The following is a 14,891-nucleotide window of genomic DNA, read 5'->3' as shown; positions in this document are numbered from 1 at the left end:
CGTACCGGAGGCACTGCGCCGTACCGTCACCTTCGACAACGGCACCGAGTTCGCCGCCCACCTTTCCTTGCAGAGCCTCTTGATGAAGACCTTCTTCTGCGACCCGCACGCGCCGTGGCAAAAGGGCGGCATCGAGAACGCCATCGGCCGCTTGCGCCGCTTCATCCCCCGAAAGACCGACCTCGAAAAGCTCCCAACCAAGCGCTTCCGTCAGTCCATTGCCGCCTACAACAACACCCCGCGCAAATGCCTTGACTTCAGAACCCCGGCCGAGGCCTTCTCCTCTCAACTGTTGCACTTCGAGTGTGAATCCACCTCCTGGCTTTCGCCAGGACGACATAGAGATCCTCACTTCGTCAGCGGGCAGCCGCTCTCCTTGGCAGTGAAGAACGCCTTCTCGCCGGGAACGACCGCGAGCTGCTTGTAATAGTCCCAGGGCTTCTTCGATTCCGCGGGCTTCTTGACCTCGAACAGATACATGTCGTGGACCATGCGGCCGTTCTCGAGCACCTTGCCGCCTTGCGCGAAGTCGTCGTCGACCGGCAGCTCCTTCAGCTTCTTGGCGACCGCATCCGGATCCTTGGACCCGGCGGCCTTGACCGCCTTGAGATAGCTCAGCGTCGCCGAATAGGTGCCGGCCTGGATCATGTTCGGCATCCGGCCGGTGCGCTTGAGAAAGCGTTCGCCGAGATGGCGCGTGCGGTCGTTGATATCCCAGTAATAGCCCTCGGTCAGCACCAGGCCTTGCGCGGCCTGCAAGCCGAGGCCGTTCACTTCGGCGAGCGTCATCAAGAGGCCCGCGAGCTTCTGGCCACCGGAGACGATGCCGAACTCGGACGCCTGCTTGATCGAATTGGTGGTGTCGAGGCCGGCATTGGCAAGGCCGACGATCTTCGCCTTCGAGCTCTGCGCCTGGAGCAGGAAGGAGGAGAAGTCCGAGGAGTTGAGCGGCACGCGCACCGAACCGAGCACCTTGCCGCCATTGGCGGTGACGATCTCGCTGGTGTCCTTCTCCAGCGCGTAGCCGAAGGCGTAGTCCGCGGTGAGGAAGAACCAGCTGTCGCCGCCGGCCTTGGTCAGCGAGCCGCCGGTGCCGACACCGAGCGCGCGGGTGTCATAAGCCCAGTGGAAGCCATAGGGCTGGCAGGCATCGCCGGTGAGGCGCGAGGTCGCAGCGCCGACGACGATGTCGATCTTCTTCTTTTCCTTGGAAAGCTCGTGGATCGCGAGCGCGACCGATGAGGTCGTCAGCTCCGTGATCATGTCGACGTTCTCGACATCGTACCAGCGGCGCGCGATCGAGGTCGCGAGATCCGGCTTGTTCTGGTGGTCGGCGGTGACGAGCTCCACCTTCTGGCCCAGCACCTCGCCGCCGAAATCCTCGATCGCCATCCGGGCGGCCTCGACCGACCATTTGCCGCCGTAATCGGCGTAGACGCCGGACTGGTCGTTGAGGATGCCGATCTTGACGCCTTGCGCAGAGGCCGGCGCGGCCAGCAACAAAGCCGACATTGCGGCAGCGGCCAAAAGTGCTGATTTCATGTGTTAGCTCCCAGCAGTTTTCTGTTTTGAAATCGCGCGGATACTAGTGAAGAACCCCGGCGGTGCCCATCCATTGCATGTTGGTCGTTAGTATGAAGGGCGTGCCAAGCAAACGGCGTCGTCCCGGCCTAGTGCGCAATTGCGCACGGGGGCCGGGACCCATACCGCGGAATCCCTCGGTTGCGGTCGGTAGGAGTACCGAACGACGAATCTTCACTAAACCACGTTCGAGGGTTATGGGTCCCCGGCCTTCGCCGGGACGACAGCGTGAATATTGAAGGGTCGGTGGCGCGCCATTTGGTACTTATCAGCCCACCGCCTTCGGCTTCCCCTCGTTCTTCCCCTCGGCCAGGTTCCGCACCACCACATAGAAGATCGGCGTGAACAGAAGCCCAAACAGGGTGACACCGATCATGCCGAAGAACACGGCGACGCCGACGGCTTGCCGCATCTCCGAGCCCGAGCCGGACGAGATCACCAGCGGCAGCACGCCGAGGATGAAGGCGAAGGACGTCATCAGGATCGGCCGCAGGCGCAACCGACAGGCGTCGATCACGGCCTCCAGCCGCGGCTTGCCTTCTTTCTCGATGTCGCGGGCGAACTCGACGATCAGGATCGCGTTCTTTGCCGCCAGCCCCACCAGCACGACGAAACCGATCTGGGTGAGGATGTTGACGTCCTGCCCCATGATGCGCACGCCGATCGTGGCGGCCAACAGGCACATCGGCACGATCAGGATCACCGCGAACGGCAAGGTCCAGCTGCCATATTGCGCGGCGAGCACCAGATAGACGAACAGCACGCAAATCGGGAACACGTAGAGACCCGCATTGCCGCCAGTGATCTGCTGGTAGGACAGATCGGTCCATTCGAAGCTGAAGCCGCTTGGCAGGGTGTCGTCCGCGAGCTTCTTGATCGCGTTGAGCGCGGTGGTCGAGCTGGTGCCTGGCGCCGGCTCGCCCTGCAGCTCGGAGGCCGCGTAAAGATTGTAGCGCGCGACGCGGTCAGGGCCGGAAACGTCCTTGAACTCGACCACGCTGCCGAGCATCACCATGTCGCCGGAGGCGTTGCGCGTGCGCAACCGCGAGAGATCGCTCGGCTCTTTCCGGAACGGGAAGTCGGCCTGCGCGGTGACGTGGTAGGTGCGGCCGAACAGGTTGAAGTCGTTGACATAGGTCGATCCGAAATAGGTCTGGATCGTGTCGTTGATGCCGGCGATGGGAACGCCGAGCTTCTGCGCCTTGGTGCGGTCGATGTCGACGAAGAGCTGCGGCGTATTGGCCGAGAACGGCGAGAACACGGAGGGAGCGAGCAGCGAGGGCGATTTGCGCGCCGCGGCGACAAGCTCGTCAGTAGCCGCGGCGAGCATCTCCGGCCCACGGCCCTGGCGGTCCTGGATGCGGATGGTGAAGCCGCCACCGGTGCCGATGCCGGGCACGGCCGGCGGCGGAATCACGATGATGAAGGCACCCTGAATCGCGGCCAGGCGTTTGCGCAGCTCGACCGTGATGGCGTTCGCAGACAATCCTTTCTTGATCCGCGCCTCGGGCTCGTCGAACACTGGGAAGAGCGCCGCCGCGTTGCCGGCCTGCGTCCGCGTCGCGCCGGAGAAGCCGGCGAAAGCGGCCACGCGGATGATACCCGGCGTATCCAGCGCGATCCGCTCGATCTCGCGCACGACCTCGGTGGTGCGCGCCAGCGAAGCGGCGCCCGGCAATTGCACGGAGATGATGACGTAGCCGCGGTCCTGCGCCGGAATAAAGCCTTGCGACGTGGTGGCGATCAGCCAGCCGGCGCTGCCGATCAGCACGACGTAGATCAGGATCATCACCGCCGAATGCCGGATCACGAAATTGGCGAGGCCGGCGTAGCCATGCGCGAGACGGTCGAACACGCGGTTAAACACGCCAGTGAAAGCGTTCCAGCCGCGTGCAACAAGATTCCAGCGCGCGGGCGGCCGTTTCTCCTCGTGGGGGACGAGGAGAAGCGAGGCCAGCGCCGGCGATAGCGTCAACGAGCAGAAGCAGGAGATTGCGGTCGCGACCGCAATGGTGACGGCGAATTGCTGGAAGAACTGACCCGAAATTCCGCCCAGAAATGCGGTCGGGACGAACACCGCGCACAGCACCAGCGCGATCGACACCAATGCGCCGCCGACCTCCTCCATGGTCTTCAGCGCGGCATCGCGCCGGCTCATGCCATGCTCGAGATGCCGCTCGACATTCTCGACCACCACGATGGCGTCGTCGACCACGATACCGACGGCGAGAACGAGCCCGAACAGCGTGAGATTGTTGATCGAGAAGCCGAGCGCCGCCATCACCGCGAAGGTGCCGACCAGCGAAACCGGAATCGCGATGATCGGAATGATCGCGGGACGCCATCCCTGCAGGAACACCAGCACGACGACGACCACGAGCAACATGGCCTCGTAGATGGTCTTGATCAGCTCGTGGACGGACTGCGCGATGAACTCGGTCGGGTTGTAGCCGATATTGAAGTCGAGGCCTTTCGGAAAGGTCTCCTTCAGCTTCGTCATGGTGTCCGAAATGTTCTTCGCGGTCGCGAGCGCGTTCGATCCCGGCCGCTGCGTCACCAGCATGGCGACCGCCGATTTGCGCAGCAGGAAGCTGTTGGTGGAGTAGGCGAGAGCACCAAGCTCGATACGGGCGACGTCGCGCAGGCGCACCGTGCGGCCGTCGGAGCCGGCCTTGATCAGGATGTCCTCGAACTGCTTCTGGTCTTTCAATCGCCCGGTGAAGGTGAGGTTCGGCTGGAAGGCGCGGTCGGCGATCGGCGGTTCGGCGATCTGGCCGCCCGCGATCTGCACGTTCTGCGCGCGGATCGCGGCGAGCACCTCGGTTGCGGTCAGGCCGAGATTGGCGATTCGGTCAGGATCGAGCCATAGCCGCATCGAATAATCGCGCGCGCCGAAGATCTGGATGTCGCCGACGCCGTCGATCCGCAGCAGCTGATCGCGGACCTGGAGCAGCGCATAGTTGGAGATGTAGAGCTGGTCGAACGTGTCGTCGGGCGACAGCATGAACACGACCATCAGGATGTCGGGCGAGTTCTTGCGCGTGGTGACGCCGTTGCGCTGAACCTCTTCAGGCAAACGCGGCTGCGCGATCGCGACGCGGTTCTGCACCAGCACCTGGGCTTTGTCGAGATCGGTGCCGAGCTTGAAGGTGACGGTGATGGTGAGCTGGCCGTTCGAGGTCGCCTGGCTGTAGAGATACAGCATGTCCTCGACGCCGTTGATCTCCTGCTCGATGGGTGCGGCAACCGTGTCGGACACGGTCTGCGCGGAGGCGCCGGGATATTGCGTGGTGACGACGACGGTCGGCGGCACCACTTGCGGATATTCGGAGACCGGCAGCGTGGTATAGGCCAGCGCGCCGACGATCAGCAGCACGATCGACAGCACCATCGCCAGGATGGGCTGGTTGATGGAGAGACGGCCAAGATTCATGATTTGCCACCGGCGGGCGCTGGTGCCGTCTGCGGTGCGACCTTGGCACCGACGCGGGCGCGCTGGATGCCGTTGACGATGACGCGGTCGTCCGCCTTCAATCCCTCGCGGATCACGCGCAGGCCCTCGTCGAGCGGTCCGAGCGTCACGGGACGCGCCTCGACGGTGTCGTCCGGCTTGACCACGAACACGATCTTGCGCGACTGGTCGGTTGCGACCGCGACGTCGGGGATCAGCAGCGCTTCATAGGGCGCGCTGCCGATCAGTCTGATACGCCCGAACTGACCGGGCAGGATCGAAAGATCGGTGTTCTTGACCACGGCGCGGCTGCGCAGCGTGCCGGTGGAGACATCGAGGCGGTTGTCGAGGAAATTGATGCTGCCTTCACGGGATGGTTTCGTCTCGCCGGCGAGCGTCACCTGCACCGGGTTCGCCGTATCGCGCGAACTCGGGCGGCGGCCTTCGAACCACAGCTTGCTGTATTTGATGAAGGTCGCCTCATCCATGTCGAAATAGATATAGATCGGGTCGAGCGTCACGATCGAGGTGAGCAGCGTCGACGTTCCGGTATCGCTGCCCTGCACGAGATTGCCAGGGCTGACAAGGTGGCGGCTGACGCGGCCGGTCAGCGGCGCCGTCACATGCGTGAATTCGATATTGAGCTTGGCGACTTTGAGCGCACCCTCGGCCTGTGTTTCGGCAGCGTGCGCGGCCTGCAAGGCCTGACGGCGCTGATCGACCACCTGCTCGGAGACGGCGCTGGTCTGCACCAGGCTCAAACCGCGATCGAGCTCCCGCTTTGCAAGCTCCACCTTGGCACGGGCATCGGAAAGCTGCCCCTCGGCCTGCGTGGCCACCGCCTCGAACGGACGTGGGTCGATGACGTAGAGCAGATCGCCCTGACGCACGATGGCACCATCCTGGAATTCGACAGAGTTGACGAACCCGCCGACGCGCGGGCGGACCTGCACCTCCTCCATCGCCTCGAAGCGGCCGGTGAACTCGTCCCAATCGGTGACGGTGCGCTTGACCGGTTGGGCGACGGTTACCGGCGCCGGCGGGGGAGCGCTCGCTTGCGAGGCCGGCTGGCCGCAACCGGTGAGCACGAACGCCGCGGCGAGAAGGCCGACGATGGCGTAAGGCCGAGGCGAAACGAAATCGTGCGTTTTGACAAATTGCTCGCTTCCGTCCGGTCCAGTCATCCCAGGTCCTCGCATCAAAGCCGCGGAAAAAGCAGGGTACGCCTGTACCCGCGGGCGCCACAAGATGGGTGGCAATGATGAACTCTTCAAGACCAAAGCGCAGGCAATGCTCGGAGGAATGCCCTGGCCGGATGACGGGTTGACAGGGCTTGTTGGCCTCTCCCCGTAAGCCGGGAGAGCAAGCGGAGAGTGCGTTAGCGTCTTCGCACATGACGGGCGGAGCCGGCTCGGCTAGATTGCTCCTCATAAAACAAGACGAATTGTCCGGGGAGGACAGGCGTGCACCAGGGACGTGTCGTTTACGGCGCGATCGAGGAAGTCGTGTTCGGCCACCCCGCGGCCGAGGCCGTGGTCGCCCAGATGGACCGGCTGGGGACGCGCCGCGCCTTCCTGATGGTCTCGGGCACGCTCAACCGGCAGACCGACGAAATCGCCAAGATCAAACAAGCCCTGGGCACAAATTGCGCGGGCGTCTTCGATGCCATGCCGGCGCACACCCCGCGCGAGGCGGTGATCGCCGCCACCAATGCGGCGCGCGAAGCGGGCGCCGACCTGATCGTCACCGTGGGCGGCGGCTCGATCACCGACGGCGCCAAGGCGGTGCAGCTCTGCCTCGCCAACGGCATCGACGATGTCGACGGCATCGAGCGTATCCGCGTGCACAAGGGCGTCGCGCCCGAGATGACGGCGCCGACCGTGCGTCAAATCAGCGTGCCGACCACGATCGCCGGCGGCGAGTTCAGCTCGATCGCAGGCGTCACCGACCGCACCGCCCATGTGAAACAGATGCTACGGCATCCGCTCAGCGTTCCGCGCGCGACCATCCTCGATCCCGCCATCACCGTGCACACGCCGGAATGGCTATTCCTCTCGACCGGCATCCGCGCCATCGATCATTGCGTCGAGGCGATCTGCTCGCGCGAGACGCACCCCTATGCCGACGCGCAATCGGTGAAGGGCCTCACCATGCTCGCCGACGCGCTGCCACGGGTGAAGGCTGACCCTGCTGACCTCGACGCGCGAATGGATGCGCAGATCGGCACCTGGCTGTCGATGGGCGCGCTCGCCGCTGGCGTGCCGATGGGCGCGAGCCACGGCATCGGTTACGTGCTGGGCGCAGCCTTCGACGTACCGCATGGCTACACCTCCTGCGTCATGCTGCCGGCCGTGATGCGCTGGAATGCGCGCGACAATGCCGAGCGCCAGATGATCGTCGCGGCCGCAATGGGCTTTCCCGGCCACGCGGCAGCCGATGTGCTCGATGCCTTCATCCGCTCGCTCGGCATGCCGCGCAGCCTCGCCGATGTGCGCGTCTCGCCGGAGCATTTCGACGCCATCGCGGACGCTGCGATGCGCACGAACTGGATCCCGCGCAACCCGCGCAAGATCGACAGCCCCGCTCAAGTGCGCGAAATCCTGCTTCTTGCCGCATGATCCAAAGCCGGAGGACTGATGTACCCAGGTCAGCATGCCCGCCTGCGCCCACTCCAGCCCGCCTTCATCATGGCGACGACCGGCGAGGCCGTCACCTATCGCGAGCTCGATGCGCGCAGCAATCGGCTGGCGCACCTGTTCCGCAAGTATGGCCTGAAGCGGCTCGACCACTACTCGATCTTCATGGAGAACAATTCCCGCTACCTCGAAGCCTGCGGCGCGGGCGAGCGCTCCGGCCTCTACTACACCTGCATCAACTCGTTCCTGACGCCGGGCGAGCTCGCCTATCTCCTGGTCAACAGCCAGTCGAAAATCCTGATCACGTCGGTTGCGAAGCTCGATATCGCCCGCGAGGCGATCAAGGTCTGCCCCGACATCAAGCTGTGCATCGTCGCCGACGGCTCGGGCGAGAGCGAGCGCATCGTCGGCCTCACGGAGGTAACCGCCGACCTGCCGAAGACGCCGATCCCGGATGAATGGCTCGGCACCGCCATGCTGTATTCATCGGGCACGACGGGACGGCCAAAAGGGATTCTGCGACCGCTTCCGGAGGAGCAGCCAAAGCACAATCTGCCGCTGTTCGATTTCCTGACGAAGCTTTGGCACTACCGCGAGTGCATGATCTATCTGTCGCCCGCGCCACTCTATCATTCCGCGCCGCAGGCCGCGGTCAACCTGACGATCCGGATCGGCGGCACCGCGATCATCATGGAGAATTTCGATCCCGAGCGTTACCTCCAGCTCGTCGAGCAATGGGGTATCACCCACACCCAGCTCGTGCCGACGATGTTCTCGCGCATGCTCAAGCTGCCGGAGGAGGTGCGCGCGCGCTACGACCTCTCCCCGCTCGAGATCGCGATCCATGCCGCCGCGCCCTGCCCGGCGCAGGTCAAGGATGACATGATCAAATGGTGGGGACCGATCATCCACGAATACTACGGCGCCACCGAAGGCCTTGGCTTCACCGCCTGCGACAGCGCGGAATGGCTCGCCCACCGCGGCACCGTCGGCAAGGTGCTGCTCGGCGACCTCCATATTCTCGATGAGACCATGAAGCCATGCCCCACCGGCACGCCAGGACAGGTCTGGTTCAAGACGGCCTCACCGTTCGAATATTTCAACGATCCCGAGAAGACCAAGGAAGCGCGCTCGACCGACGGCAGCATGAGCACGGTCGGCGACGTCGGCTATGTCGACGAGGATCGCTTCCTCTATTTAACGGACCGCGCGACCTTCATGATCATCTCCGGCGGCGTGAACATTTATCCGCAGGAGTGCGAGAATCTGTTGATCACCCATCCGAAGGTTGCGGACGCCGCGGTGTTCGGCGTGCCCAATTCCGATCTCGGCGAAGAGGTGAAGGCCGTGGTGCAGCCGATGCCCGGGGCCGTGCCGGGCGAGGCGCTCGCCGAGGAGCTGATCGCGTTCTGCGGGGCGTCGCTGTCGCGGCAAAAGGTGCCGCGCTCGGTCGATTTCGAGAAGGAGTTGCCGCGGCTGCCGACGGGGAAGCTGTACAAGCGGCTGCTGCGGGACCGGTATTGGGGGAACAAGGCGTCAAGGATTGTGTGAAGGGCCGCTGTCGCCGGAGAAACTTCCCTCTCATCGTGAGAGACACCCCTGCGGCCTTCCGTCGTCCGAATTGCCGAGAGAGTAGCGGACCTTGACGGTTGCCTCACCGCGCACGCGCCGCTATCGTCGGGACAAACAGGCCGCAAAAGGCCGATGTCCAGGGAGGACGAGGATGCGGAGCGTACGGGCGCTCGCCGCGACGGCGGCGCTATCTTTGCTTGCGTTTTCGAGCGTTGCACTCGCCAGCGAGCCCAAGCAGGGCGGCATTTTGCGGATGTACCACCGCGACAGTCCCGGCAATGCCTCGATCCACGAAGGCGCGACCTACTCGCTCAACGTTCCCTTCATGCCGGTGTTCAACAACCTCGTCATCTACAAGCAGGACGTGGCGCAGAACAGCATGGACACCATCGTGCCCGAGCTCGCCGAGAGCTGGGCCTGGGTCAACGACAACAAGACGCTGACCTTCAAGCTACGCCAGGGCGTGAAGTGGCACGACGGCAAGCCGTTCACCTCGGCGGACGTCAAATGCACCTTCGACATGCTGATGGGCAAGTCGCAGCAGAAGTTCCGGCAGAACCCGCGCAAGAGCTGGTACGAACAGGTCAACGACGTCTCCACCAACGGCGATCTCGAGGTCTCCTTCAATCTGAAGCGGCCACAGCCTTCGCTGCTGGCGCTGCTCGCCTCGGGCTACACGCCGGTCTATCCCTGCCACGTCTCGCCCGGCGACATGCGCACGCACCCGATCGGCACCGGGCCGTTCAAGTTCGTCGAGTTCAAGGCCAATGAATCGATCAAGCTGACCCGCAATCCCGACTATTGGCGCAAGGGCCGGCCCTATCTCGACGGCATCGAGTTCACCATCATCCCGAACCGCTCCACCGCGATCCTCGCGTTCGTCGCCGGCAAGTTCGACATGACCTTCCCGACCGAGGTGAGCATCCCGCTGCTCAAGGACGTCAAATCGCAGGCGCCGAACGCGGTCTGCGTGGTCGAGCCCAACAATGTCGCCACCAACATCATCGTCAATTCGTCCGCGCCGCCGTTCGACAATATCGACATCCGTCGCGCCATGGCGCTGTCGCTCGACCGAAAGGCCTTCATCTCGATCTTGTTCGAGGGCCAGGGTGACATCGGCGGCACCCTGCTGCCGCCGCCGAATGGGCTGTGGGGGATGCCGAAGGAGATGCTCGAGACCATTCCGGGCTACGGCCCCGACATCAACGCCAACCGTGAGGAAGCGAAAAAGCTGATGCAGAAGGCCGGCTATGGGCCGGATAAGCATCTCGCCGTCAAGGTCTCGACCCGCAACATTCCGGTCTACCGCGATCCTGCGGTGATTCTGATCGATCAGCTCAAGAGTATCTATATCGACGGCGAGCTCGACGTGGTCGAGACCGCAAACTGGTTCCCGAAGATCGCGCGGAAGGATTACATGCTCGGGCTCAATTTGACCGGCAATGCCGTCGACGACCCCGACCAGTCCTTCTACGAGAACTATTCCTGCGGCTCCGAGCGCAACTACACCAATTACTGCAACAAGGAGATCGAAAAGCTGTTCGACGTGCAGTCCCAGGAGACCGACATTAACAAGCGCAAGAAGCTGGTGTGGGACATCGACAAGAAGCTGCAGGAGGACGTCGCCCGCCCGATCATCTTCCACGCACGTACCGGCAGCTGCTGGCAACCTTACGTCAAGGGCGTGACGGTGATGTCGAACAGCTCCTACAATGGCTATCGCTACGAGGACGTCTGGATGGACAAGTAGCGCGGGCGGCTGACGGGTTCGACGGGAGGCGATGCATGTTTGCCTATCTGGTGCGGCGCCTGTTGCTGATGCTCCTGACCCTGTTCGGGATCTCGATCGTCATCTTCTTCCTGCTGCGCATCGTCCCCGGGAATATCGTCGACATCCTGTTCGCCGCCGCGGGCTATGTGGACCCCGCCGACAAGGCCAATCTGGAGAAGGAGCTCGGCATCGACCAGCCGCTGGTGGTGCAATATTGGCACTGGATCAGCGGCTTCCTGCGCGGCGATTTTGGCTACTCCTACGTCTCCGAGAAGCCGGCGCTCCAGGAGATCCTGCCACGGATCCCGATCACCGCACGGCTCGCGGGCCTGGCGCTGTTGTTCTCGACCTCGATCGGCATCCCCCTTGGCGTGATCAGCGCGATGAAGCAGGGAACGAGGCTCGACTACGCATTGCGTGTGGTGAGCCTCAGCGGATTGTCGCTGCCTTCGTTCTGGCTTGGCCTGCTCATCCTCACCGCCTCGGTGGCGATGTTCAACCAGATGCCGATCTTCAACCCGAATCCAGCGACTTGGCTGGAAGCGTTTGCGACCTATGCCGTGCCCGCCGCAGCCGTCGGCTTCCGCAGCGCGGCACTGACCATGCGCATCACGCGATCCTCGATGCTGGAGGTGCTGCGGCAGGACTATATCCGCACCGCGCGTGCCAAGGGCGCATCGGACGCCGCTGTGAACTATCAGCATGCGCTGAAGAATGCGATTCTGCCCGTCATCACCGTGATTGGCATCGAAGCGGCGTTCCTGATCGGCGGCCTCATCGTGACGGAGACGGTGTTCAACATCCCCGGCGTCGCGCGCTTCCTGGTCGAGGCGATTCGCTGGCGCGATTATCCGATCGTGCAGAACCTGGTGATGCTGATTGCCATCGTCGTGGTGAGCGCGAATTTCATCGTGGACATGCTGTACGCGGTGTTCGACCCGCGTATCCGGTACACGGATTAGGAGAACCTGTTGGCTGCGATCGACTATGACGTTGAACTGAGGCGCGCCGGGGCGCACGCGACCGTCGGCTGGCGGCGCGTGCTGTTTTTGGCGCAGCGGCATGTGCTGGGCGCGGCCGGGCTCGTCATCATGACCCTGTTCGTGTTCACCGCGATCTTCGCCGACTTCATCGCGCGTTACGATCCGCTGACGATCGATGCCGCTCGGGCACTGGCGCGTCCAAGCCTGGCACACTGGATGGGCACGGATTCCTTCGGCCGCGATGTCTTCAGCCGCATCATTCATGGCGCGCGGATCTCGCTCGCGGTCGGCATCGGCTCGACGGCGCTCGGCGGCAGCATCGGCGTGATCGTCGGCCTCACCTCCGGCTATCTCTCCGGCTGGGTCGATCTCGTGTTCCAGCGCGTCTCCGATGTCCTCCAGGCGCTGCCGCTGCTGGTGCTGGCCCTGATCATGACCGCGGCGCTTGGGCCGTCCTTGCCGAACGTCATCATTGCGATCGCCATTCCGCTGATCCCGACCGTCTCGCGCGTCATCCGCGCCAACACGCTGGCGCTGCGCGAGCTGCCATTCATCGAGGCCGCCAAGTCGATCGGCATGAGCGAGGTACGCATTGCGCTCCGTCACGTGCTGCCGAATACGCTGGCGCCGCTGATCGTGCTTGCGACGGCCCAGCTCGGCTCGACTATCCTCACGGAAGCCTCGCTCTCCTTCCTCGGCCTCGGCATTCCCGAGCCGTACCCGTCGTGGGGGCGCATGCTCTCTGAATCCGCCGCCGAATATGTCCGCACGGCGCCATGGCTGGTGATCTTCCCGGGCATCGCCATCAGCCTCGCGGTGTTCGGCGCCAATCTGTTCGGTGACGCCTTGCGCGACATCCTCGATCCCCGGCAGCGCGGCTGATGGCTGAGAACTCCGATCTCGTGATCGAGGTGAAGAACCTGAAGACGGTGTTCTTCACCAACTCCGGTCTGTTCAAGGCCGTCGATGATGTTTCCTTCACGGTGAAGCGCGGCGAGACGCTGGCGATCGTCGGCGAATCCGGCTGCGGCAAGAGCGTCACTGCACTATCGCTGATGCGGCTGGTGCCGGATCCACCCGGCCGCATCGTCGGCGGCTCCGTCACGCTCGAAGGCACCGACCTTCTGACGCTGGACGAAGCAGAGATGCGTGCCGTCAGGGGCAACCGCATCTCGATGATCTTCCAGGAGCCGATGACCTCGCTCAATCCGGTGATGCGGATCGGCGACCAGATCGTCGAGACCGTGCGGCTGCACCGGAACATGTCGAGCAAAGAGGCCCGGGGCATCGCAATCGAGATGCTGCGCCTGGTGCGCATCCCCGAGCCGGCTCGGCGCGCGCGGGAATATCCGCATCAGCTGTCCGGCGGCATGCGCCAGCGCGCCATGATCGCGATGGCGCTGGCGTGCCGGCCGGTGCTGCTGATCGCGGACGAGCCCACGACCGCGCTCGACGTCACCATCCAGGCGCAGATTCTGGCGCTGATCCTAGACCTTCAGAAAGAGCTCGGCACCGGGCTCGTGCTGATCACGCATGATCTCGGCGTCGTCGCGCAGACCGCGCAACGCGTCATCGTGATGTATGCGGGACGCAAGGTCGAGGAAGCGAGCGTCGAGGCGCTGTTCGCCGCGCCAAAGCACCCCTACACGCGCGGATTGATGGCATCGATCCCGGCGGTGCCGGCGCCCGGCGTTGCCGCGCCGGCACGGTTGAACGAAATTCCCGGCACCGTGCCGTCGCTGGTGGGGCTGCCCAAAGGTTGCGCGTTCGCGCCACGCTGCAAGCTCGCGATCAAGCGCTGCGAGGCCGAATATCCGCCGCTCATCGATTGGGGCGGCGGCCATCTCGCGGCCTGCTGGCGCGCAGCCGAAGTGGCGGAGGTGGCATGACCGACGCACTGCTCGAAGTCACCGAACTCAAGAAGCACTATCCGGTGCGCGCCGGCGTGTTGCGCCGACAAATCGGCACAGTGCATGCGGTCGACGGCGTCTCGTTTTCGGTTGGGGTCGGGGAGACGCTGGGCCTTGTCGGCGAATCCGGCTGCGGCAAGTCGACGGTGGCGCGCAGCGTGCTGCGGCTGGTCGAGCCGACCTCGGGCCAGATTCGCCTCGAAGGCGAGGACATCACGCATCTCTCCAAGTCCGCGCTGCGGCCACACCGTCGTTCGATGCAGATCGTATTCCAGGATCCTTTCGCCTCGCTCAACCCGCGCATGACTGCCGGAGACATCGTGGGCGAGCCGCTGTTCGTGCACGGGCTCGCGACCGGCAAAGCGCTGGAGGCACGTACCGCACAGCTGTTCGAGCAGGTTGGCTTGCGGCCCGACCAGATGCGCAACTTCCCGCATCAATTCTCCGGCGGCCAGCGCCAGCGCATCTGCATCGCCCGCGCGCTGGCGCTCGGGCCCCGCCTGATCGTCTGCGACGAGCCGGTCTCCGCGCTCGATGTCTCGATCCAGGCGCAGGTGATCAATCTCCTGATCGATCTGCAACGGCAGCACGGCTTCTCCTACCTCTTCATCGCGCATGACCTCGCCGTGGTCGCCCATATCAGTCACCGCGTCGCCGTGATGTATCTCGGCCGCATCGTCGAGATCGCGGACAAGGACGAGCTGTTCCGCAATCCGCGCCATCCCTACACGCAGGCCCTGCTCGCCTCGGTACCGATCGCCAACCCGCTCGCCAAAAAGCTCGTGCCGCTGGTCGACGGCGACGTGCCAAGCCCGGTCAATCCGCCGCCGGGGTGTGCGTTTCACACCCGCTGCCGGTATGCGATGGAGCGATGCAGGACGGAACGACCGGCGTTGGTGGACGCGGGGGACGGGCACCAGGTGGCGTGCTTGCTCAATGGCGGAACGGGGCGGAGCCAGTAGCTCCGCTGTCGTCCCGGCCTTCGCC

Annotated in this window: 10 protein-coding genes and 1 pseudogene; 8 read left to right on the top strand and 3 right to left on the bottom strand. The window is 64.2% G+C overall.

Annotated features, from left to right (window positions below; all coding sequences use genetic code 11):
• Positions 1 to 292, top strand: a pseudogene (locus ACIPUD_RS09765) (IS30 family transposase); the annotation flags it as partial.
• A gap of 56 nt (positions 293 to 348) precedes the next feature.
• Here ACIPUD_RS09765 and ACIPUD_RS09760 read toward each other — a convergent pair.
• From ACIPUD_RS09760 to ACIPUD_RS09750, 3 genes are all read right to left on the bottom strand, one after another.
• Complete coding sequence (locus tag ACIPUD_RS09760) at positions 349 to 1,542, bottom strand: ABC transporter substrate-binding protein (RefSeq protein ID WP_446480467.1); 1,194 nt, start codon at positions 1,540 to 1,542, stop codon at positions 349 to 351.
• 307 nt (positions 1,543 to 1,849) lie between these two features.
• Complete coding sequence (locus tag ACIPUD_RS09755; protein WP_018455972.1) at positions 1,850 to 5,014, bottom strand: efflux RND transporter permease subunit; 3,165 nt, start codon at positions 5,012 to 5,014, stop codon at positions 1,850 to 1,852.
• The gene (locus tag ACIPUD_RS09750; protein WP_018455971.1) at positions 5,011 to 6,216 is read right to left on the bottom strand and encodes an efflux RND transporter periplasmic adaptor subunit; all 1,206 of its coding nucleotides are present in this window, start codon (positions 6,214 to 6,216) and stop codon (positions 5,011 to 5,013) included. Before ACIPUD_RS09750 ends, ACIPUD_RS09755 begins: the two co-directional genes overlap by 4 nt.
• Positions 6,217 to 6,495: 279 nt before the next feature.
• Between ACIPUD_RS09750 and ACIPUD_RS09745 the strand changes: the two genes are divergently transcribed.
• The 7 genes from ACIPUD_RS09745 to ACIPUD_RS09715 all read left to right on the top strand — a co-directional run bounded on the left by ACIPUD_RS09745 (position 6,496) and on the right by ACIPUD_RS09715 (position 14,866).
• Complete coding sequence (locus tag ACIPUD_RS09745) at positions 6,496 to 7,650, top strand: iron-containing alcohol dehydrogenase (protein ID WP_446480466.1); 1,155 nt, start codon at positions 6,496 to 6,498, stop codon at positions 7,648 to 7,650.
• Between the two features lie 18 nt (positions 7,651 to 7,668).
• Positions 7,669 to 9,219: an AMP-binding protein gene (locus tag ACIPUD_RS09740; RefSeq protein WP_446480465.1), complete on the top strand. Its 1,551-nt coding sequence runs from the start codon at positions 7,669 to 7,671 to the stop codon at positions 9,217 to 9,219.
• A gap of 172 nt (positions 9,220 to 9,391) precedes the next feature.
• Positions 9,392 to 10,990, top strand: coding sequence for an ABC transporter substrate-binding protein (locus ACIPUD_RS09735; RefSeq protein WP_085361917.1), 1,599 nt, complete (start codon positions 9,392 to 9,394; stop codon positions 10,988 to 10,990).
• A gap of 35 nt (positions 10,991 to 11,025) precedes the next feature.
• On the top strand, positions 11,026 to 11,973 hold the full coding sequence (locus ACIPUD_RS09730; protein WP_446480464.1) for an ABC transporter permease: 948 nt from the start codon (positions 11,026 to 11,028) through the stop codon (positions 11,971 to 11,973).
• A gap of 9 nt (positions 11,974 to 11,982) precedes the next feature.
• Entirely contained in the window at positions 11,983 to 12,876 is an 894-nt protein-coding gene (locus ACIPUD_RS09725; protein WP_018455966.1) for an ABC transporter permease, read from the top strand.
• Positions 12,876 to 13,883 (top strand): ABC transporter ATP-binding protein, encoded by a 1,008-nt coding sequence (locus ACIPUD_RS09720; RefSeq protein WP_018455965.1) that lies wholly within the window; start codon positions 12,876 to 12,878, stop codon positions 13,881 to 13,883. The genes ACIPUD_RS09725 and ACIPUD_RS09720 overlap by 1 nt, the downstream gene beginning before the upstream one ends.
• Positions 13,880 to 14,866 (top strand): ABC transporter ATP-binding protein, encoded by a 987-nt coding sequence (locus ACIPUD_RS09715; RefSeq protein WP_446480463.1) that lies wholly within the window; start codon positions 13,880 to 13,882, stop codon positions 14,864 to 14,866. Before ACIPUD_RS09720 ends, ACIPUD_RS09715 begins: the two co-directional genes overlap by 4 nt.
• Positions 14,867 to 14,891: the final 25 nt, after the last annotated feature.

It is taken from the genome of Bradyrhizobium sp. CAR08 (assembly GCF_052871955.1).
This window is presented reverse-complemented; position numbering and strand designations above follow the sequence as displayed.

Excerpts from the sequence above, each read along its gene's own strand:
- ACIPUD_RS09720 (WP_018455965.1), top strand. The coding sequence starts at position 12,876 with ATGGCTGAGAACTCCGATCTCGTGATCGAGGTGAAGAACCTGAAGACG.
- ACIPUD_RS09730 (WP_446480464.1), top strand. The coding sequence starts at position 11,026 with ATGTTTGCCTATCTGGTGCGGCGCCTGTTGCTGATGCTCCTGACCCTG.
- ACIPUD_RS09760 (WP_446480467.1), bottom strand. The coding sequence starts at position 1,542 with ATGAAATCAGCACTTTTGGCCGCTGCCGCAATGTCGGCTTTGTTGCTG.
- ACIPUD_RS09740 (WP_446480465.1), top strand. The coding sequence starts at position 7,669 with ATGTACCCAGGTCAGCATGCCCGCCTGCGCCCACTCCAGCCCGCCTTC.
- ACIPUD_RS09735 (WP_085361917.1), top strand. The coding sequence starts at position 9,392 with ATGCGGAGCGTACGGGCGCTCGCCGCGACGGCGGCGCTATCTTTGCTT.
- ACIPUD_RS09750 (WP_018455971.1), bottom strand. The coding sequence starts at position 6,216 with ATGACTGGACCGGACGGAAGCGAGCAATTTGTCAAAACGCACGATTTC.
- ACIPUD_RS09715 (WP_446480463.1), top strand. The coding sequence starts at position 13,880 with ATGACCGACGCACTGCTCGAAGTCACCGAACTCAAGAAGCACTATCCG.
- ACIPUD_RS09755 (WP_018455972.1), bottom strand. The coding sequence starts at position 5,014 with ATGAATCTTGGCCGTCTCTCCATCAACCAGCCCATCCTGGCGATGGTG.